19 protein-coding genes are annotated in these 20,071 nt (G+C 66.0%); all 19 read left to right on the forward strand.

Features of this window, described 5'->3' with window-relative positions; translation table 11 throughout:
- A partial coding sequence (locus AC3FOF_RS43270; protein WP_488730175.1) for a methyl-accepting chemotaxis protein occupies nt 1-909 on the forward strand: 909 nt, incomplete at its 5' end.
- Nucleotides 910-983: 74 nt separating this feature from the next.
- A complete protein-coding gene (locus AC3FOF_RS43275) occupies nt 984-1,718 on the forward strand; it encodes a DUF4088 family protein (protein WP_017229176.1) in 735 nt (244 codons plus the stop codon).
- Nucleotides 1,719-2,131: 413 nt separating this feature from the next.
- Complete coding sequence (gene flhD / locus AC3FOF_RS43280) at nt 2,132-2,449, forward strand: flagellar transcriptional regulator FlhD (protein ID WP_006162633.1); 318 nt, start codon at nt 2,132-2,134, stop codon at nt 2,447-2,449.
- Entirely contained in the window at nt 2,446-3,051 is a 606-nt protein-coding gene (gene flhC / locus AC3FOF_RS43285; protein ID WP_017229174.1) for a flagellar transcriptional regulator FlhC, read from the forward strand. The genes flhD and flhC overlap by 4 nt, the downstream gene beginning before the upstream one ends.
- 290 nt (nt 3,052-3,341) lie before the next feature.
- Nucleotides 3,342-4,205 (forward strand): flagellar motor stator protein MotA, encoded by an 864-nt coding sequence (gene motA, locus AC3FOF_RS43290; RefSeq protein WP_035814848.1) that lies wholly within the window; start codon nt 3,342-3,344, stop codon nt 4,203-4,205.
- An 18-nt stretch (nt 4,206-4,223) separates the two neighbouring features.
- A complete protein-coding gene (gene motB, locus AC3FOF_RS43295) occupies nt 4,224-5,246 on the forward strand; it encodes a flagellar motor protein MotB (protein WP_488730176.1) in 1,023 nt (340 codons plus the stop codon).
- Between the two features lie 59 nt (nt 5,247-5,305).
- Nucleotides 5,306-7,333: a chemotaxis protein CheA gene (gene cheA / locus AC3FOF_RS43300; RefSeq protein WP_488730177.1), complete on the forward strand. Its 2,028-nt coding sequence runs from the start codon at nt 5,306-5,308 to the stop codon at nt 7,331-7,333.
- Nucleotides 7,334-7,354: 21 nt separating this feature from the next.
- Nucleotides 7,355-7,849: a chemotaxis protein CheW gene (cheW, locus tag AC3FOF_RS43305; protein WP_017226355.1), complete on the forward strand. Its 495-nt coding sequence runs from the start codon at nt 7,355-7,357 to the stop codon at nt 7,847-7,849.
- A gap of 110 nt (nt 7,850-7,959) precedes the next feature.
- Nucleotides 7,960-8,862: a CheR family methyltransferase gene (locus AC3FOF_RS43310; protein ID WP_017226356.1), complete on the forward strand. Its 903-nt coding sequence runs from the start codon at nt 7,960-7,962 to the stop codon at nt 8,860-8,862.
- Entirely contained in the window at nt 8,862-9,518 is a 657-nt protein-coding gene (gene cheD, locus AC3FOF_RS43315; RefSeq protein WP_017226357.1) for a chemoreceptor glutamine deamidase CheD, read from the forward strand. Before AC3FOF_RS43310 ends, cheD begins: the two co-directional genes overlap by 1 nt.
- Before the next feature lie 23 nt (nt 9,519-9,541).
- The gene (locus AC3FOF_RS43320) at nt 9,542-10,618 is read left to right on the forward strand and encodes a protein-glutamate methylesterase/protein-glutamine glutaminase (RefSeq protein ID WP_017226358.1); all 1,077 of its coding nucleotides are present in this window, start codon (nt 9,542-9,544) and stop codon (nt 10,616-10,618) included.
- A 91-nt stretch (nt 10,619-10,709) separates the two neighbouring features.
- Nucleotides 10,710-11,105, forward strand: coding sequence for a chemotaxis response regulator CheY (gene cheY, locus AC3FOF_RS43325; protein ID WP_017226359.1), 396 nt, complete (start codon nt 10,710-10,712; stop codon nt 11,103-11,105).
- A 10-nt stretch (nt 11,106-11,115) separates the two neighbouring features.
- Entirely contained in the window at nt 11,116-11,751 is a 636-nt protein-coding gene (cheZ, locus tag AC3FOF_RS43330; RefSeq protein ID WP_017226360.1) for a protein phosphatase CheZ, read from the forward strand.
- A 231-nt stretch (nt 11,752-11,982) separates the two neighbouring features.
- Nucleotides 11,983-13,125 carry a flagellar biosynthesis protein FlhB gene (gene flhB, locus AC3FOF_RS43335; RefSeq protein WP_017225872.1) on the forward strand — a complete coding sequence of 381 codons (1,143 nt, stop codon included), beginning with the start codon at nt 11,983-11,985 and terminating at the stop codon, nt 13,123-13,125.
- Complete coding sequence (gene flhA / locus AC3FOF_RS43340) at nt 13,122-15,209, forward strand: flagellar biosynthesis protein FlhA (RefSeq protein WP_017225873.1); 2,088 nt, start codon at nt 13,122-13,124, stop codon at nt 15,207-15,209. The genes flhB and flhA overlap by 4 nt, the downstream gene beginning before the upstream one ends.
- A gap of 13 nt (nt 15,210-15,222) precedes the next feature.
- Nucleotides 15,223-17,679 carry a flagellar biosynthesis GTPase FlhF gene (flhF, locus tag AC3FOF_RS43345; RefSeq protein WP_488730178.1) on the forward strand — a complete coding sequence of 819 codons (2,457 nt, stop codon included), beginning with the start codon at nt 15,223-15,225 and terminating at the stop codon, nt 17,677-17,679.
- Nucleotides 17,680-17,682: 3 nt separating this feature from the next.
- Entirely contained in the window at nt 17,683-18,501 is an 819-nt protein-coding gene (locus AC3FOF_RS43350; RefSeq protein WP_488730179.1) for a MinD/ParA family ATP-binding protein, read from the forward strand.
- A gap of 44 nt (nt 18,502-18,545) precedes the next feature.
- Nucleotides 18,546-19,262: an RNA polymerase sigma factor FliA gene (locus tag AC3FOF_RS43355; protein ID WP_017225388.1), complete on the forward strand. Its 717-nt coding sequence runs from the start codon at nt 18,546-18,548 to the stop codon at nt 19,260-19,262.
- A complete protein-coding gene (locus AC3FOF_RS43360) occupies nt 19,259-19,690 on the forward strand; it encodes a flagellar protein FlhE (protein ID WP_017225389.1) in 432 nt (143 codons plus the stop codon). Before AC3FOF_RS43355 ends, AC3FOF_RS43360 begins: the two co-directional genes overlap by 4 nt.
- Nucleotides 19,691-20,071: the final 381 nt, after the last annotated feature.

The raw sequence follows: 20,071 nt of genomic DNA on the forward strand, positions 1-20,071 counted from the left end.
ACCGAGCAGCAGGCGGCGTCGCTGGAAGAAACCGCATCGAGCATGGAAGAGCTGACGAGCACGGTGCGCCAGAACGCGGACAACGCGCGCCAGGCCAGCGGCCTGGCGGCCAACGCATCGGAGACCGCGGTCAAGGGCGGCGAAGTGGTGGGGCGCGTGGTGCAGACCATGGACGAGATCAACGGGGCATCGAAGAAGATCGTCGACATTATCGGCGTGATCGAAGGGATTGCGTTCCAGACCAATATCCTGGCGCTGAACGCGGCGGTGGAAGCCGCGCGTGCGGGCGAGCAGGGCCGGGGCTTCGCGGTGGTGGCCGGCGAGGTGCGCAGCCTGGCACAGCGCAGCGCGAACGCGGCCAAGGAAATCAAGGGCCTGATCGGCGATACGGTGGCGCGGGTGGACAACGGCTCGGCGCTGGTGGGTCAGGCCGGGCAGACCATGGGCGAGATCGTGCAGGCGGTCAAGCGCGTGACCGACATCATGGGCGAGATCAGCGCGGCATCCGCCGAGCAAAGCTCAGGCATCGAGCAGGTCAACAAGGCCGTGACCCAGATGGACGAGGTGACGCAGCAGAACGCGGCGCTGGTGGAGCAGGCCGCGGCCGCGGCCGGATCGCTGGAAGACCAGGCAACGCGCTTGCAGGCCTCGGTCGCGGGCTTCCGCCTGGCCCAGGCGGATGCCTTCGCTGGCTCCCGCACCGAGACGGCGCGGCCCAAGGTCATCGCCGCCGCGCGGCCGGTGCGTGCCGGAGCGCCGGTGCACGGCAAAGGCCATGACGAGGCCGAGGCAGCCGAGCCGGCTCCGGCGGAAAAACCCGCGCGTGAAGCCGATACGCCGGCCCAGGCCAGGGCTGCGCGTCCGGCCGCGCTTGCCACCTCCGACAGCGGTGACTGGAGCGCCTTCTGATGCCTGCGGGAGAGGGAGGGCAGGCGGCGCGGGCCGGAGCCCCTCGCGCAGCGCAACAGCCGGCACAGCACATCATGACCACGGATATCGCCCTGACGCTGCCCGAAGAGGCCGCGGCCAAGCTGCGCGCCGAGTTCGAGCATTTCGTCAAGCTCTCAACGGGACTGGACAGCGAGTTCACGCCACCCGGCTTCGACGACTTCCTGCGCGCGCGCCTGCTTCACCATGATGGCCCGCTGACGGAGCGCGCCGTCACCCGGCTGCTGTCGGGCGGCGAATACGCATGGGCCAAGCGCGTGTTCAACAAGCAGTTGCCCAATGCCATGGCCACCCTGCTGCGCGACGCCCAGCGCTTTGGCTACGGCCTGGCGGTGCGTTACGAATGGACGCCGCAGGAGCGCCTTGCGCACGCTCGCGACTGGGCCCGGCAGATCCTGGAAGATGCCGGGTCCGACCTCGCTTTCACCGATCCCCTGGCTTCCCAGCTCGCCACCTCGGCGGTGGAAATCCGCGCGCTCGAGGAACAGATGCAGACGCCGGCCTGGCGAGTGGCGGAGAGCCTGCGCCGCCGGGTCTACGACACCATGTACATGGTGCAGACGGAACGCGCCGCAGGCGCCGCGCGTTCGCGGCTGGGCGAGCTGCGCGCGGTGCTGGGGCTGTCCATGGACTATGGCTCGGTGAGCGCGGATGAGGCCGTGCGGGTGATGGAGCAAGTGGAGCAAACCTGCCCTCATCTGTTCCGCGAAGAGCCTGACGACCTGTTCGCGAGGGTGGCCGCATGGTTGCGGCGTGTCCTAGTGCAATGAGTCCATTCGCGTCAATAGTGGAATGTGACTACGGCGGTCCGTGAATGGGTGATGCGGAATGCATTTTTAGAGCTATTCCTCTGTTACATACCCGTAACAGTTTTGATGCAAATCACATTACAAAGCTGTGACTTGTTACAAACTTCGTGTCCCATGTATGTTTCGTGCGACATGACGTTACCCCAACGTTAGAGGGGATTGGCAGTCTGGTCTAATTGCCGATATAACTCTCACAGCCGCACTTACACTCTGTAACACTTGTAACGTTTTGGATAAGTGTGGCCCAAGCGCAGTTCCGTAGTTTTACGCAGTACCCATCGAGCACGCATACAAACGATCTGGTCGCCTCCAGCTTCTTGCTGAAGGTAAGCGCCGGACAAGCGGTCGAAGGGTTATTTGGTAGCGGGGAAAAATTGGAAAGCAGTGAAGTTCTCCAGGAGATCAGGGAGGTTAACCTCGCCTATCTGCTGCTCGCGCAACGCCTAGTGCGCGAAAATCATCTGGAAGCCATGTTCAGGCTTGGCGTCAGCAAGGAAATTGCCGACATTCTCGCCAAACTGACACCGGCCCAGCTCGTCAAGTTGGCAGCGTCCAACATGGTCTTGTGCCGATTCAGGTTCGACGACCATGCCTTGCTGTCGACACTCACGCATACGGCCAAGAGCCACGATATGCAGCAGATCCATGCTGCCATCCTGCTCGCCCGACAGCCTGTGGAGTCGCTCAATTGACCGCGCTCCTGCAAGCTCCGTCGGCCCGGAGTATCACGGCCACTCCCGTCCCCAATCGCAAGAGCGTGTTGCAGGACGCCAACCAGACCCAGCTCGCCATCGAGCTGATCGGCCTGGGTGCGCGCCTGCAGGTGCTTGAAGCCGAGACCACGCTCTCGCGCGACCGCTTGATCCGGCTCTACAAGGAACTGCGCGGCGCGTCGCCCCCCAAGGGCATGCTCCCCTTCTCGACCGACTGGTTTACCACCTGGTTGCCAAACATCCATTCCTCGCTGTTCTTCTCGGCCTATCAGTTCATGGTCCAGCAGGGCGAGACGGTTGGCATCCGCGCAGTGGTGGCGAGCTATCGGCTCTATCTCGAGCACGTATCGCTGCTCGAAAGCGAAATTGTCTTAAGTTTCACCCGTGCCTGGACGTTAGTACGGTTTTTCGAGAGCAACATGCTGCAGCTTTCCAGTTGCACCTGCTGCGGTGGGCAGTTCGTTACACACGCGTACGAGCCGCATGCGAATTTCGTATGCAGCCTGTGCCGTCCGCCCTCCCGTGCCGGCAAGGCAAAGAAGCTCTCGAAGGACGTCGCTCCCGCGCAAGCTGTCGCCTGACCGGAGTCTTTGGGTCTTTGAGGCTTTCCCGCTCAAGTCTTTCCATCTTGAGTCGTTAAGTCTTATGACTGCGAAGTCTTCAGGTATCGGCAACCAACGGCCAAAGACCGGAGACTGAAGGACTCGAGGACCGAAAGTCCGAAGGATTCAAGGACTCCAAGGTACCGAGGTCAGGTTCGAAGAGAGTCTGCGTGGTTGGTAAGCCCTATCCAGGCAGGCGGTATTCCGCCCGCCTGGAGGGGAGGCCCTTGTGCGTGCCTGACGCGTGTTTTTCAGACGGGGAATCAATCGTGCTAGTTGTAATTGGCTATGTTGTCGTGGTGGCGGCGGTGCTTGGTGGATACGCCATGACCGGCGGCCACATGGGCGCGCTTTATCAACCGGCAGAGCTTGTCATCATTGGCGGCGCCGCCATCGGCGCGTTCATCAGCTCTAACAATGGCAAGGCCATCAAGGCCACCATTCGTGCGGTGCCCACCCTGTTTCGCAGCAGCAAGTACAGCAAGGCGCTGTACATGGAAGTGATGGCGCTGCTTTATGTCCTGTTATCCAAGGCCCGCCGCGAAGGCATCCTGTTCCTCGAGAAGGAGATCGCGGATCCGGCGGCCAGCAGCGTGTTCAGCCAGTATCCGCGCATCCTCGCCGACCCGGCGATGATGGAGTTCCTCACGGACTACCTGCGCATGATGGTCAACGGCAATATGAACGCGTTCGAGATCGAGGCCCTGATGGACCACGAGATCGAGACCTTCCGCCATGAAGCCGAGGTGCCCGCGCATGCGCTGACGCGTGTCGGCGACGGCCTGCCCGCCTTCGGCATCGTGGCCGCCGTGATGGGCGTGGTGCACGCGCTGGCATCTGCGGACCTGCCGCCGGCGGAACTCGGCGCACTGATCGCCCACGCCATGGTGGGCACTTTCCTCGGCATCTTGCTGGCCTATGGTTTCGTCTCGCCGCTGGCGGCACGTGTTGAACACCAGGTCAACGAGACCGTGAAGATGTACGAGTGCGTCAAGGTCACGCTGCTGGCTTCGCTCAACGGATATGCACCCCTGGTGGCGGTGGAGTTCGGCCGCAAGGTGCTGTACTCGACGGAGCGGCCGTCCTTCCTCGAGCTGGACGATCATGTCCGCGAAGTCAAGAGCATCACCTGACGAAGAGGAGCGACAGCGATGAGCGGTGAGCACGGTTCGCATCCCATTGTCGTCAAACGCATCAAGAAAAGCAGCGCAGGGCATCACGGCGGATCGTGGAAGATCGCCTATGCCGACTTCATGACGGCGATGATGGCGTTGTTCCTGGTGCTGTGGCTGCTGAAGGCCGCGCAGCCCAAGGACCTGGTGCAGTTGGCGGAATACTTCCGCACGCCGCTGAAGGTGGCGATTGCGGGAGGCAATAGGAGCAGCGAGTCTTCCAGCGTGATTCCGGGCGGCGGTCTCGACGTTACCCGGCAGGATGCGGACGTCAGGAAAGCCCCGGACGATGCCGCGCAGAAGGCCAAGGAGCGCCAGGAAGGCGAGCGCCTGCGCGCGCTCAAGAAGCGCCTTGAGCAGATCATCGAGAACAATCCGGTGCTGCGCCAGTTCCGCCCGCAACTGCTGCTCGATATCACCAGCGAGGGCTTGCGCATCCAGATCCTGGATACCCAGAACCGGCCGATGTTCCGCACCGGCAGCGCCACGGTCGAGCCCTATATGCGCACCATCCTGCGCGAGATCGGCCCGGTACTCAACGAGATGCCCAACAAGGTCAGCCTGTCCGGCCATACCGATGCCGCCAATTATTCCAATGGCGAGCGCACGTACAGCAACTGGGAATTGTCTTCCGACCGGTCCAACGCCTCGCGCCGCGAACTGATTGCCGGCGGCATGAACGAGGGCAAGGTACTGCGTGTGATCGGCCTGGCCGCGACCATGCCGCTGGACAAGAAAGACGATCTGGCGCCGATCAACCGCCGCATCAGCATCGTGGTGCTGAACCAGCGCGCGCAATCGCGCATCGAGGCCGAGAATGCCAGCGCCGCCGAGGTAACGGTGGCGGCAAAGGCTGGTGAAGTGGGCGAGGAAGTGCAGGCAGGCCTGGCGGCCGCCTCCGCCCCGCCAGCCAAAGCCGCACCGGCCGTCTCGGCCGGGCCGGCCGCGGCTGTGCAGGGCAACGCCGCCGCGGCCCCGGCCAAGCCGGGCAGTGTTCAATGAAGACCGCCTGCCGCACCGGCAGCGGGCTTCACAGCAAAATTCAGTGAGCCAGGACGGTTATGTCTGTCGATATCGATATCACACAGTTCTACCAGACCTTCTTCGAGGAGGCGGAAGAACTTCTAGTGGAAATGGAGCAACTGCTGCTCGGGCTGGATCTTGAGTCCCCCGATGCGGAAGAGCTCAACGCGATCTTTCGCGCGGCGCACTCGATCAAGGGCGGCGCTGCCACCTTCGGCTTCGCGGCCCTGACCGAAACCACGCACCTGCTGGAAAACCTGCTCGACCGCACGCGGCGGCGGGAGCTGGCGTTGTCCCGGACCATTATCGACACTTTTCTGGAAACCAAGGACGTGTTGCAAGATCAGCTCAACGCTTACCGTAACGGTACCGAACCGGATCCGGAAACGCTGGCGCGTATTTGCGCCGTTTTGCAGCAACTGGCGCTCGAGGCCTCGGGCGGTGCGCCCGCCGCGGCGGCAGCCCCTGCACCTGCCCCGGTGGCAGCCGTTGCCGCCGCCCCCGCGCCCGCCGCGGGCGGTGGGTTGAAGGTGACGCTGATCAAGGTGTCGCCGTCGGACCAGGCGCTGCTGCGCGAGGAACTGGCCAACCTGGGCGAGATCACCGGTCAGCAGGAAGAGGGCGGTGATCTCACCATCTGGCTGCAGAGCCAGTGCAGCGCCGACGACATCATCGCGGTGTGCTGTTTCGTCGTGGACGGCGACCAGATCGTGGTGGAAGCCGCGGCTGCAAGCGCGCCTGCGCCTGCTGCCGAAGCCGCCGCCCCCGTTGCCGAGGCCCCGGCAGCGGCGCCCGCAGTCCCGGTTGCCGCGGCGCCTGCCGCCGCGCCTGCGGCCAAGGAAAAAGCCAAGCCGCAGCCCGCCGCCGCAGCCCATGCGCAGGAGTCCGGCTCGATCCGCGTGCCGACCGAAAAGGTGGACCAGATCATCAACCTGGTGGGCGAACTGGTGATCACGCAATCGATGCTGGCGCAGACCGCCTCGTCGCTCGATCCCGTGCTGTTCGACCGTTTGTTTTCCGGCATGGGCCAGTTGGAGCGCAACGCACGCGACCTGCAGGAAGCCGTCATGTCGATCCGCATGATGCCGATGGACTACGTGTTCTCGCGCTTCCCGCGCCTGGTGCGCGACCTTGCCGGCAAGCTCGGCAAGCAGATCGACCTGGTCACCTTCGGCAAGGCCACCGAGCTCGACAAGAGCCTGATCGAACGCATCATCGATCCGCTCACCCACCTGGTGCGCAACAGCCTGGACCATGGCATCGAAACGCCGGACAAGCGCATTGCGGCCGGCAAGGAGCCGACCGGCCAGCTGATCCTGTCCGCCCAGCATCATGGCGGCAACATCGTCATCGAGGTCAGCGACGACGGCGGCGGCCTGCGCCGCGACAAGATCCTCGCCAAGGCGCTGCAGAACGGCCTGCCGGTCTCCGACAACATCAGCGACGAGGAAGTCTGGCAGCTGATCTTCGCGCCGGGCTTCTCCACCGCCGAAGCGGTCACCGACCTGTCCGGCCGCGGCGTGGGCATGGACGTGGTCAAGCGGAACATCCAGGAGATGGGGGGCCATGTCGAGGTCACCTCGCGTCCGGGCCAGGGCACGACGACCCGCATCGTGCTGCCGCTGACGCTGGCGATCCTGGATGGCATGTCGGTCAAGGTTGGCGCCGAGACCTTCATCCTGCCGCTGAACTGCGTGATGGAATCGCTGCAGCCCAAGCCGGAAGACGTGCACACGGCCGCCAACAACGACCGCGTCATGCACGTGCGCGGCGAGTACCTGCCGCTGCTGGAGTTGCACCGCGTGTTCAATGTGGCCGACGCCGTGCAGGAGCCGACCCAGGGCATTGCCGTGATCCTGCAGGCCGAAGGCAAGCGTTTCGCGCTGCTGGTCGACCAGTTGATCGGACAGCACCAGGTCGTGCTGAAGAATCTCGAAACCAACTACCGCAAGGTGCCTTGCATTTCCGCCGCCACCATCCTGGGCGACGGCAGCGTGGCGCTGATCGTGGACGTCGGTGCGCTGCAGCGCACCGGGGTGCGCCGCCAAGACCCGGCGCTCGCTTAACGCTCAGGAGAACAAGACATCATGGCCGGCATCGGACACATCGATACCCCGGGGAGCGAGGCTTCCGGGCAGGAATTCCTGGTTTTCACGCTGGGAAGCGAGGAATATGGCATCGACATCCTCAAGGTGCAGGAGATCCGCGGCTACGACGCGGTGACCCGCCTGGCGAACGCGCCTGACTTCATCAAGGGCGTGACCAATCTGCGCGGCGTGATCGTGCCGATCGTCGACCTGCGCCTGAAATTCCGCCTGGGCAACGTGCGCTATGACCACCAGACCGTGGTCATCATCCTCAATATCGCCGGGCGCGTGGTCGGCATCGTGGTGGACGGCGTGTCGGATGTACTGACCCTGACCGGCGAAGCCATCAAGCCGGCGCCGGAGTTCGGCGTCTCGGTCTCGAACGATCACCTGACCGGCCTGGGCACCGTCGACGGGCGCATGCTGATCCTGATCGATATCGAAAAGCTGATGACCAGCCCCGAGATGGAGCTGGTCGAGGCCGAACTCGCCTGATTCCGCCCAGGTACTTACCGGCGCATCGGCAAGCAATACCAGGCACCAAGCAATAGCACCAGCAATAGCACTAGCACCAGCCAGCCTACGGCCAACAGCCCCCGCAACACATGACGCAGCTTCGCCCAACCGCCTTTGCCGCCGGCCCGCAATCAGCGCAGCCCGCATCCATGCGGCGCGACGAGCCGCGGGACTTCCTGCTGACCGAACGCGATTTCGAGAAGATCCGCGCGATGATCCATCGCCGCGCGGGCATCTCGCTCGGCAGCCACAAGCGCGAGATGGTGTACAGCCGCCTTGCGCGGCGGCTGCGCACGCTGCAGCTGGTCGACTTCGGCAGCTACCTTGCCATGCTCGACGCCGATGAAGGGTCGGATGAGTGGGAGTTCTTCACCAACGCGCTCACCACCAACCTGACCTCCTTCTTCCGCGAGGCGCATCATTTTCCCTTGCTGGCGGAGCACGCCAAGAAGATCGGCCGGCCTTACTCGGTATGGTGCTCGGCGGCGTCCACCGGCGAGGAGCCTTACTCGATCGCCATCACGCTGGCCGAGGCGCTCGGCGAGCGCGCGGGCACCGTGCTGGCCACCGATATCGACACCCAGGTGCTGGCCAAGGCCCGTGCCGGTGTCTATACCGCCGAGCAGGTGAACAAGCTTTCGCAGGAGCGGCTCAAGCGCTTTTTCCTCAAGGGCACCGGCCAGCGCGCCGGGGCGGTCAAGGTCAAGCCGGAGCTGGCCTCCACCATCAGCTTCGAGCCGCTCAACCTGCTGGCGCCCGACTGGGGGATTCGCGAGAAGTTCGACGCGATCTTCTGCCGTAACGTGATGATCTATTTCGACAAGCCCACCCAGGGCCGCATCCTGGAGCGCTTCGTGCCGCTGCTCAAGCCGCACGGGCTGCTGTTCGCGGGCCATTCGGAGAATTTTTCCTACGTCACGCGCGCGTTCCAGCTGCGTGGGCAGACGGTCTATGAGCTGGCGCCGGCCTCGGCCAGGCTGGGAGGTTCCTGATGCGCACGCCCCAACTGCCGGAAGCCATTGCCACCCGCAGCTACTTCGACCGGGAATTCGGCAAGCAGGCCATCAAGCTGCTGCCGAACGAGTACTACGTGACCGGCGAGGATGTCGTGCTGACCACGGTGCTGGGCTCGTGCGTGGCTGCCTGCATCCGCGACGAGAAGGCCGGGGTGGGCGGCATGAACCATTTCATGCTGCCGGACGATGACGGGGTGGGGGCCGACCGGCTGTTGTCGGCGTCGATGCGCTACGGCTGCTATGCGCTCGAGGTGCTGATCAACGAACTGCTGAAGATGGGCGCGCGCCGCGAGCGGCTCGAGGCCAAGGTGTTTGGCGGCGGTGCGGTGCTGGCCAATATGACCACGCTCAATATCGGCGATCGCAACGCGGAGTTCGTCCTCAGGTACCTGAAGACCGAAGAGATCCGCGTGGCGGCCCAGGACCTGCGCGGTCCGCATGCGCGCCGGGTCAGCTATTTTCCGCTTACCGGGCTGGCGCTGGTGCGCCGGCTCACGCGGCAGGATGACCAGGTGGTGGTCGAACGCAACGAACGCGCGCTGGCGCGCGCCATTGCCAGTTCCGCCACCAAGCCAGCGACCGGCGGCGCCGAACTCTTTTCACGGCGAGCGTCCTCGGCTGCCGTCCCCTGAACCGTTAAGGATTTATTCAAAACATGACTGCGGCAAAGATCAAGGTATTGTGCGTGGACGATTCCGCGCTGATACGCAGCCTGATGACCGAGATCATCAACAGCCAGAGCGATATGGAGGTGGTGGGTACCGCTCCCGATCCGCTGGTGGCGCGCGACCTGATCAAGCGCCTGAATCCCGATGTGCTCACGCTCGACGTGGAAATGCCCCGCATGGACGGGCTCGACTTCCTCGAGCGGCTGATGCGGCTGCGTCCGATGCCGGTGCTGATGGTGTCGTCGCTGACCGAACGCGGCTCGGAAATCACCATGCGCGCGCTGGAACTGGGCGCCGTGGATTTCGTCACCAAGCCCAAGCTCGGCATTCGCGACGGCCTGATGGACTACACGGACACCATTGCCGACAAGATCCGCGCGGCGTCGCGCGCGCGCATCCGCAGCGCCGCGCCGCCGAGCGCCGGGGCAGCCGAGCCGGCGGCGCCGATGCTGCGAAGCCCGCTGCTGTCGACGGAAAAACTGATCATCGTCGGTGCCTCCACAGGCGGCACCGAGGCGATCAAGGAGTTCCTGATGCCGATGCCGCCGGATTGCCCTGCGGTGCTGATCGTCCAGCATATGCCCGCCGGCTTCACGCGTTCCTTCGCGCAGCGGCTCGACGGGCTGTGCCGGATCACCGTCAAGGAGGCGGAGCACGGCGAGCGCGTGCTGCCGGGCTACGCGTATATCGCCCCGGGCGATTCGCATCTGCGCCTGGCCCGCAGTGGCGCCAACTATGTGGCCCATCTGTCGCAGGAGCCGGCGGTCAACCGTCACCGTCCGTCGGTCGAGGTGCTGTTCGATTCTGCCGCGGTGCACGCCGGCAAGAACGCCATCGGCGTCATGCTGACCGGCATGGGCAAGGACGGCGCACAGGGCATGCTGCGCATGCGCGAGGCCGGCGCCTACAACCTGGCGCAGGACGAGAGCACATGCATCGTGTTTGGCATGCCCAAGGAGGCGATTGCCGCCGGTGGGGTGCACGAGGTGGTACCGTTGCACGCGATGAGCCAGCGCGTCATGGCGCGCCTGGCAACCTTCGGGACGCGCGCGCAGCGGGTTTGACAGGGCACAAGCGCCTGCCTGGCCGCCTGGGCGGGGCGGGGCGGGCGTACGTATTGCAGTAACTTTCCACAACTGTTTTGGAGCCGTTAGAGTGGACAAGAACATGAAGATCCTGGTGGTCGATGACTTCCCCACCATGCGTCGGATCATCCGCAACCTGCTTAAGGAACTGGGTTTTGCCAACGTCGAGGAAGCCGAAGACGGCGCCGCCGGCCTGGACAAAGTCAAGGACGGCAGCTTCCAGTTCGTCGTTTCCGACTGGAACATGCCGAACATGGACGGCCTGAGCATGCTGCAGGCGATCCGCGCCGATGGCGCGCTGGCGAAGCTGCCGGTGCTGATGGTGACGGCCGAGGCCAAGAAGGAAAACATCATCGCCGCGGCACAGGCCGGCGCGAACGGCTATGTGGTCAAGCCGTTCACGGCGGCGACGCTCGATGAGAAGATCACCAAGATCTTCGAGAAACTGGCGAAGGAAGGGGCATAAGGTGGGCGACATGTCGACGACTCCGACTCTGAGCAACGAATCTGCCGAGCAGCTTTTCCAGCGCATTGGCGCCCTGACACGGATGCTGCGCGACAATATGCGCGAATTGGGGCTCGACAAGGAAATCGAGCGCGCCGCACAGGCGATTCCCGATGCGCGCGACCGCCTCAGCTATATTGCCGCCATGACCGAGCAGGCTGCCGAGCGCACGCTGAACGCAGTGGAGCTGGCGCAGCCGATCCAGGCCGGCATGGAGAAGCAGGCCGAGGCGCTGGACAAGCGCTGGGGTGCCTGGTTCGAGAAACCGGTGGAACTGGGTGACGCGCGCGAGCTGGTGCTGGACACCCGCGCCTTCCTCACCGACGTGCCGCAGCAGGCTCGCGCCACCGGCAGCCATCTGCTCGACATCATGATGGCGCAGGACTTCCAGGATCTGACCGGCCAGGTCATCAAGAAGATGATGGACATGATCCGGTCGCTGGAGCACGAACTGCTGCAGGTGCTGATCGACAATGTGCCGGCGGACCGCCGCATGGAAGCGCCGGCCACGTTGATGAACGGGCCGCAGATCAATCCGGAAGGCAAGGCGGATGTGGTCTCCGACCAGTCGCAGGTGGATGACCTTCTCGCCAGCCTCGGCTTCTGAGCGTCGCCCCGCCTGCCGCGGCAGCGCCTCCGGCGCAGCGGCAGGCTGCCGGAAAACCCCCGCCGCCGCGGCGGGGGCGCCCGGCCGCAGGCCCCGCGCGTCGCGCCACTGGTGCCGCCATTGCGCAAACAACACCGGAATCCCCGCCCTATTCCCCCTAATGCCCACGGGTTCGCGCTCCGATAATCGTCCCTGACGAACGGCCGCATGCCGCTTCGTAACGGAGCGGCCATGTCCGAAGAAAGCGATCTCGAGAAAACCGAACCCGCCTCAACCCGGCGCCTGGAAAAGGCGCGCGAGGAAGGGCAGGTCGTGCGCTCGCGCGAGCTCTCCACGCTGATCATGCTGATGAGCGGGGTGATCGGGCTGTCGACGCTGGGCGGCACGCTGGCCAGCAAGCTCGATGCCGTGATGCACGCCAGCCTTGCTTTCGAGCCGGCCACCGCCTTCGATCCGGCGCGCATGATGTCGCGCTTTGCCATGGCGGTCTGGGATAGCCTGCTGGCTTTCCTGCCGCTGCTGCTGTTCTTCGGCGTGGCGGCGCTGGCCGGTCCCATGCTGCTGGGCGGCTTTCTGTTCTCGGCCAAGTCCTTCTCTCCCGATTTCTCCCGCCTGTCGCCGCTCAAGGGCCTGGGCCGCCTGTTCTCCGCGCAATCGCTGGTGGAACTGGTCAAGGCCATCGCCAAGGCGTTGCTGGTCGGCAGCGTGGCCGCCTGGGTGCTGTGGCGGCGCTTGCCGGAAGCCGTCGCGCTGATGAGCGCGCCGGTGCATGAAGCCCTGCTGCACATGCTGGAACTGGTGATGAGCTGTTCCGCCATGGTGGCGGCCTCGCTGGTGCTGGTGGCGGCGCTCGACGTGCCCTGGCAATACTGGACCTTCTACAAGAAGCTGCGCATGACCAAGGAGGAGGTCAAGAAGGAGCACAAGGAGAGCGAGGGCGATCCGCACGTCAAGGGCCGCATCCGTCAGCAGCAGCGCGCCATGGCGCGCCGCCGCATGATGTCGGAGGTGCCCAAGGCCGACGTGGTGGTGACCAACCCGACCCACTTCGCGGTGGCCTTGCGCTACGAAGAAGGCCGCATGAGCGCGCCGCGCGTGGTGGCCAAGGGTAGCGAAGCCATCGCCGCCCGCATCCGCGAGATCGCCGCCGAGCATGGCGTGCCCTTGCTGTCGGCACCGCCGCTGGCGCGCGCGCTGCACCGTCACGTGGATCTCGGCCAGGAAATCCCGGCGGGCCTGTACACAGCCGTGGCCGAAGTGCTGGCCTGGGTCTATCAACTGAAGCACTGGCACCACACCAACGGCCCGCACCCGGATGCCCCCTCCGGATTGTCGGTGCCGGACGAGTTTGCCGTACCGGAAAGTCACGCATGAACGCATTGACCTCGCTGTTCAACCTGCCCGGAGCACGGGCAGGCGGCCAGATGAAGGCCCTGGCAGGCCCGCTGCTGATCATCATGATCCTCGGCATGATGATCCTGCCGCTGCCCCCCTTTGTGCTGGACCTGCTGTTCACCTTCAATATCGCGCTGTCGATCATGGTGCTGCTGGTGGGCATGTACACCCAGAAGGCGCTCGATTTTGCCGCCTTCCCTGCCGTGCTGCTGTTCTCGACGCTGCTGCGTCTGTCGCTCAATGTGGCCTCGACCCGCGTCGTGCTGCTGGAAGGCCACACCGGGCCGGATGCCGCGGGCAAGGTGATCGAGGCCTTCGGCCACTTCCTGGTGGGCGGCAACTTCGCCGTGGGTATCGTGGTGTTCGCCATCCTGGTGGTGATCAACTTCATGGTGATCACCAAGGGCGCGGGGCGTATCGCCGAGGTGGGCGCGCGCTTCATGCTCGACGCCATGCCCGGCAAGCAGATGGCGATCGACGCCGATCTCAACGCGGGCCTGATCAATGAAGACGGCGCCAAGAAGCGCCGCGCCGAGGTCTCGCAGGAATCGGACTTCTACGGCGCCATGGACGGCGCCAGCAAGTTCGTGCGCGGAGACGCCATCGCCGGCCTGCTGATCATGTTCATCAACGTAGGCGCCGGCATGGTGGTGGGCATGCTGCAGCACGACCTGGACTTCTCGACCGCGGTGCGCAACTACACGCTGCTGACCATCGGCGATGGCCTGGTGGCGCAGATTCCCGCACTGGTGATCTCCACCGCAGCCGGTGTGATCGTGTCGCGGGTCTCCAACGAGCAGGACGTCGGCCAGCAACTGACCGGACAGCTGTTTTCCAACCCGCGCGTGCTTTACCTGACCGGCGGCATCATCGGCATGATGGGCCTCATCCCGGGCATGCCCCACTTTGCCTTCCTGGTATTCGCCGGGGCGCTGATCTGGTTTGGCCGGTTCGTGGCGCGGCGCGACCAGACGGTGGCGCAGGAAAAGAAGCGCGAGGAGCGCGCCCCGGCTGCGGCGCCCGAGTCGACCGAAGCCACCTGGGACGACGTCACCCTGGTCGATCCGCTGGGCATGGAGGTGGGCTATCGCCTGATCCCGCTGGTGGACCGCGCGCAGCACGGCGAACTGCTCGGCCGCATCAAGAGCATTCGCAAGAAGGTGGCGCAGGAGATCGGCTTCCTGGTGCCGGTGGTGCATATCCGCGACAACCTCGAACTCAAGCCCAACGCCTACCGCATCACGCTCAAGGGCGTGGAAATCGGCCGCGGCGAGGCGGCACCCGGGCAGTGGATGGCGATCAACCCCGGCCAGGTCTCCGGCGCGCTGCCGGGCACGCCGGGCCGGGACCCGGCCTTCGGCCTGCCCGCCGTATGGATCGAGAGCGGCCTCAAGGAGCAGGCGCAGACCTTTGGCTATACCGTGGTGGACGCCAGCACGGTAGTAGCCACTCACCTCAATCACCTGATCCACATGCACGCGGCCGAGTTGCTTGGCCGGCAGGAAGTGCAGGCGCTGCTCGACCGCATCGCCAAGGAATCGCCCAAGCTGACCGAGGACCTGGTGCCCAAGGTCATCACGCTCACGGCGCTGCAGAAGATCCTGCAGAACCTGCTGGACGAAAGCGTGCCGATCCGCGACATGCGCACCGTGCTGGATGTGGTGGCCGAGCATGCGCCCAAGATCAGCGATCCGAACGAACTGACCTCGCTGGTGCGGATTGCGCTGGGGCGCGCCATTACCCAGCAGTGGTTCCCCAACGGTGCCGATCTCCAGGTCATCGGCCTCGACGCCGGGCTTGAACGTGTGCTGTCGCAAGCGCTCACTAACGGCGGCGGCATCGAACCGGGCCTGGCCGACGCCCTGCTTCAGCAGACGCAGGGTGCGGTCGCACGGCAGGAACAACTGGGGCTGGATCCGGTGCTGCTGGTGCCGCATCCGCTGCGGCCGCTGCTGGCGCGCTTCCTGCGCCGGACCATGCCCCAGCTCAAGGTGCTCTCGCATGCCGAGGTGCCGGACAACCGAAATATCAGGATCACCGCAATGATCGGTGGCGCAGCGTGAGGGGTTTCGCAGAATGAGCGTAGCTAAATTCGTGGCGGCCAATGGCCGCGAGGCCCTGCGCCAGGTGCGCGAGGCGATGGGGCCGGACGCCGTGGTGCTGTCCAACCGCACTGTTGAAGGTGGCGTGGAGATTGTCGCCATGCGCGATACCGATCTCGGCGCCATCTCCAGCAGTGCGCCTGTCTTCGCGCCACCGCCCGCCGCGGTTGCCGTCGACGGCGCCCTGGGCGACCTGCGTGGCGAACTGCAGACCATGCGCGCCATGATGGAGCGGCAGTTCTCCGGCGTGGGCACCCATAGCCTGCCGTCGATGGGCGGCGATCCGCTGCGCGACTCGTTGTTTACCTGGCTGGTGACCGCTGGCTTCTCCGGGCAACTCGCGCGCACCCTGCTTGGCCATCTTCCGCTGGGCCACGACCGGCCTGCCGCCATGACCTGGATCCGCCAGGAACTGGCACGCAAGGTGCCGGTGCTGAACGACGAAGATGCGCTGTTCGCCCAGGGCGGCGTACTGGCCCTGGTCGGACCGACCGGCGTGGGCAAGACCACCACCACGGCCAAGCTGGCCGCGCGCTTCGTGCTCAAGCACGGCCCGGAACGCCTGGCCTTGCTGACCACCGACACCTTCCGTATCGGCGCGCACGAACAACTCCGCATCTACGGCGACATCCTTGGCGTGCCCGTGCACGCGGTCAAGGATGCGGCCGACCTGCGCTTCGCGCTGGCGGCGCTGACCGACAAGCACCTGGTGATCATCGACACCGTCGGCATGAGCCAGCGCGACCGCAACCTGTCCGAGCAGATCGCCATGCTGGCCGGCGTGCAGGCGCCTGTGCAGCGCATCCTCCTGCTCAACGGCGCCAGCCATGGCGACACGCTCAATGAGGTGGTACATGCCTATCGTCATGACGCCACGCCGGACGGCGGTATCGACGGATGCATTGTCAGCAAGCTGGATGAAGCCACGCACCTGGGCTCCGTGCTCGATGTGGTGATCCGGCACCGCCTGCCGGTTTACTACGCCTCCACCGGCCAGCGCGTGCCCGAGCACCTCGAGCTCGCCAGCGGCGCGGCTCTGGTGGAGCGCGCCTTCCAGACGCCGCGCCGCGGCTCGGTCTTTGCCGACGCCGAAGCCGCGCGGCGCGCCATGCCGCCGCAGGACGACAGCGACACCGCCCGTGGCGCGGGCTCCGGCGGTGCCGATGGCATGCTGCGCTCGCTCACCGACAGCGCCAATGCGGTGGGCGATTGCGTCGAGCGGCTGAACGCGGGCAGCTATGGCTTCGATCTGGCCCGTACCCTGTGGCAGCAGCGTGCCGAGAGCACGCCTTCGCCGCGGTTGATGGCGCAGCAGGTGCGCGAGGCCGCGTGCCGCGACCTGGGCCGCCATTGCGATCGTTTCGTGCTGGCGCTGAGCGCCACGGTGGCCACGCCGGCGGCGGGCCGCCGCGCCCCGCGCCCCTGGCAGCACACCTTGTGGCTGGCGGATCGCGACGGCCTGCCGCTGGCCGCTGCCGCCGCGCCGGCGGGCCGGGTGGGCCCCTCGCTACAAGCCGCCCAGGGTGGCTGGGAGGCGGATGCCGCTAACCTGTGCGCTGCCATCGCCGCAGCCCGTACCGTGGTCCATGTGCTGGACGCCATGCCAGGTGCCGCCGCGCTGGCGCGCTGGCAGCAAGCTGGCGAGCGCTGGTTCGCCGCCGCCCGCAAGACCACGCGCGTGGCCAGCGGCGGCGCGGCCGCCAAGCTCGACGCGCTGGCCGAAACGCTGACCTTCCACGCGGTAGAGGATATCGACTACCGCGGCAGCGATGCCGTGCAGTGGATCGCCCAGGGCCCCGTGCGGGTGCTCGAGGGTCAGGCCCGCGGCACGCGCGGCGCTGCCGAGGCAGGCATCGAGGCAGGCTTGCTGGTGTCGCGCGTGGTCGATCGCGAGAACGGTCAGACCCTCGCGGTGAATTACCTGCTGTGCGATCCGGCGCTGTCGGCCGAAGGCGCGCAGCTGGCCCGCTGGGCCCGTTGGGCCGAGGCCGGCGAAGCGCAACTGCGCACGCTGCGCCATGCGCTGGACCATCTTGGCCAGGGCGCAGAGCGGCAAGACGGCGGCACCGGGTCCGCGCAGGCCGAGGTCCAGGCTTGCGCCCGGCTGCTGGCGCTGCAGATGGGCCTGGCCGCGCTGCGGCTGGAACTGGCAGCCGAGGGCACGGCCGCGGCCTTCCTCGCGCGTCTGTCCGGCCGTGCGCCGGCCCGCCAGACGCCGGGTGCAGCCGTGCTGGTGGAGGGCATGGGGCGTCTGCTGGCCCTGCTCGACGTGCTGGAGAACTATCCGGCCCGGGGTCATCGCGCCACCATGCCCGCCGCGCCGGAAACCCAGCCGGAAAGTGCTCGCGCCAACGACGCCGGTGGCTTGCTCGAAGCGAGCATGAGCCATAGCCGCACGTTCCGGCCGCTGGCGCAGGTGCAGGGGGAATAAGCCGTGAATCTACTCGCCTCCGACCAGGCGGAGAGCCTGCGGCGCATGCTGGCGCCACGCGCCACGCGCCGCATCGCGGTGGTCGCGAGCGATGCCGGCGCCGGCGCCACCACGGTAGCGCTGGGCCTGGCCAACGCGCTTGCCTTGCAAGGCGAGCGCGTGCTGCTCATCGATGAGGATCGCTTCGGCGCGCGCGCCACCCGGCTGGCCGGCGCGAGCCCGGAGGGCACCCTGGCCGCCGTGCTGGGTGGCGCGCTGACGCTGGAAGCGGCGCTGGGCAAGCGCCCTGCCGGGGCTATCGCGGTACTGCCCGGCAGCCCGCAAGCCAGCGGCGACCCGCAGGCGCTGAGCGCCTTTCGCACCGTGGTGAGCGATGCCCGCAGTGAGGCGGACGGTGGCCTGTCGCAGTTTGCCGGCACGGCGCACAACCTTGTCGTGGTGCTGCGCGCGGAGCCGGACTCGATCAAGGCCGCTTACGCCGCGATCAAGCGGATGAACCACCTGTATGCCTGCCGCCGCTTCCACCTGGTGATCAACGCCGCCGCCAGCGAGTCCGCCGCCGGCGCCGTGCTGGGTAACCTGGCGCGCACCGCCAGCCAGTATCTCGGCGTCGACGCGAGCCCCGCCGGCAGCCTGCCGTCCGACCCGCTGGTCGGGCGCAGCGCCGCGCTGGGCCGCTGCGTGGTCGAGGCCTTTCCCGCCGCACCCGCCACCGCCGCGCTGCGCCGCATTGCATTGAGCATTGCGGCCTGGCCATTGGCCACCGGTTCCCGTTCAACCCTGACGGCGCCGACGGCGCCGTCAGCCACGGCCCTGGCCTAGCGCCGGGGCCGGCAAGCCAAGCCAGGACTCACGAGAATTCCATTATGTACACGATTCAGGGAAAGCTCGAACAGACCGATACCGTGACCGCGCATGCATCCCTGGTGCGTCGCATCGCTCTGCAACTGGCGGCCAAGCTGCCCGCCAGCGTCCAGCTCGACGACCTGATCCAGGCCGGCATGATCGGCCTGCTCGACGCCGCCAAGCGCTACGAAGACACCCATGGTGCACGCTTCGAGACCTACGCCAGCCAGCGCATCCGCGGCGCCATGCTCGACGAGGTACGCGCCAACGACTGGCAATCGCGCAGCCTGCGGCAGTTCACGCGGCGCATCGAGCGCACCATACGCGGCCTGGAGCAGACGCTGGGCCGCGCGCCACTGGACTCCGAGGTGGCACAGGAGCTGGACCTGCCGCTCGACGAGTACCAGACACTGCTCAACGAGGTCTACGGTTGCCAGTTGTTGCACTACGAGGACTTCGAACGCTCCGGCGAGGAGGATTTCCTCGACCGGCACCTGAGCGTCAGCGACGATGGCAATCCGCTCACCGTGCTGATGGAAAGCGGCATGCGCGAAGCACTCATCCGCGCCATCGAACGCCTGCCCGAGCGCGAGAAACTGGTGCTGTCGCTGTGCTATGACCAGGAACTCAACCTGCGTGAAATCGGCGCCGTGCTGGAGGTGACGGAATCGCGGGTCTGCCAGATCCGCAGCCAGGCCATCACGCGCCTGCGCTCGCAGCTGCGCGGCCTGCTATGACTTTGCGCCGCCATTGCGCCGCCGCAGCGGTCCTGGCCTATGCCTGCTGCCAGGCGTGGGCGGCGCCGGATGTGTCCGCGCTCCATTCCTGGACCGCCTCCGTGGGCGGCCCCGCGCTGTATGGCAAAGGGGCGCGTGCGGTATCCACGCCGATCGCGCCGACTGGCTACCTGCCACAGTCGCAAGGCGAGATCACGACGGTGCGGTGGCGCTACAGCTTCAATCCGTCGCCGCCGCGGGAACTGCAGGCCTATCTCTGCAATGCGCAGCGCTGCGTGCTGCTGGCAGGGGCGGAGGGGCTTACCGAGGCCTTTCGCGGCGACGATGCTACGAAGGGGTTTGTTTTTGCTTTTCAGGTGCCGGGGCGGGGGGCGTTGACGCCGGTGTTGCTGGGGCAGGCGAATCAGGTGACGGTGAATTTTCGATAGTGGTTTTTGGGGGGGGCTGATGGATGCTTTCTTGGCGCCTGGAGGGTCCTTTTGCGTTTGTAGGGACCTGATTCAGGTCTGCAGGGCCTAAAGGCGGAGTGGTGTCGGGCTCATGGGCACATGGAGGTGTCACTTTTCTTTACTCGTAAAGAAAAGTAACCAAAAGAAAGCGACCCCTTGCAGGGGGGCTGGCGTGTCGGGCTTGGGGACGTTGCGGATTCGTGGTGGGCGCGTCAGTTCTAATGAACTGCTGACGCTACCGGCGCGAACGGCATTGCCAATGCGGATGGCACTGGTTTCAGTATAGCGCCCCTGATGGCAATGGCCCGTGGTGGCTCACGCATCTGCCGTTACCGGCACGAATGGCCACTACCTCCCGAT

The organism is Cupriavidus sp. 96C5-1 (assembly GCF_057798855.1).

What these genes read in the sequence shown, in the direction of transcription:
- AC3FOF_RS43275 (WP_017229176.1), top strand. Translation starts at nt 984, where the DNA reads ATGACCACGGATATCGCCCTGACGCTGCCCGAAGAGGCCGCGGCCAAG.
- motB (WP_488730176.1), top strand. Translation starts at nt 4,224, where the DNA reads ATGAGCGGTGAGCACGGTTCGCATCCCATTGTCGTCAAACGCATCAAG.
- cheA (WP_488730177.1), top strand. Translation starts at nt 5,306, where the DNA reads ATGTCTGTCGATATCGATATCACACAGTTCTACCAGACCTTCTTCGAG.
- cheW (WP_017226355.1), top strand. Translation starts at nt 7,355, where the DNA reads ATGGCCGGCATCGGACACATCGATACCCCGGGGAGCGAGGCTTCCGGG.
- AC3FOF_RS43310 (WP_017226356.1), top strand. Translation starts at nt 7,960, where the DNA reads ATGACGCAGCTTCGCCCAACCGCCTTTGCCGCCGGCCCGCAATCAGCG.
- cheD (WP_017226357.1), top strand. Translation starts at nt 8,862, where the DNA reads ATGCGCACGCCCCAACTGCCGGAAGCCATTGCCACCCGCAGCTACTTC.
- AC3FOF_RS43320 (WP_017226358.1), top strand. Translation starts at nt 9,542, where the DNA reads ATGACTGCGGCAAAGATCAAGGTATTGTGCGTGGACGATTCCGCGCTG.
- cheZ (WP_017226360.1), top strand. Translation starts at nt 11,116, where the DNA reads ATGTCGACGACTCCGACTCTGAGCAACGAATCTGCCGAGCAGCTTTTC.
- flhB (WP_017225872.1), top strand. Translation starts at nt 11,983, where the DNA reads ATGTCCGAAGAAAGCGATCTCGAGAAAACCGAACCCGCCTCAACCCGG.
- flhA (WP_017225873.1), top strand. Translation starts at nt 13,122, where the DNA reads ATGAACGCATTGACCTCGCTGTTCAACCTGCCCGGAGCACGGGCAGGC.
- flhF (WP_488730178.1), top strand. Translation starts at nt 15,223, where the DNA reads ATGAGCGTAGCTAAATTCGTGGCGGCCAATGGCCGCGAGGCCCTGCGC.
- AC3FOF_RS43355 (WP_017225388.1), top strand. Translation starts at nt 18,546, where the DNA reads ATGTACACGATTCAGGGAAAGCTCGAACAGACCGATACCGTGACCGCG.
- AC3FOF_RS43360 (WP_017225389.1), top strand. Translation starts at nt 19,259, where the DNA reads ATGACTTTGCGCCGCCATTGCGCCGCCGCAGCGGTCCTGGCCTATGCC.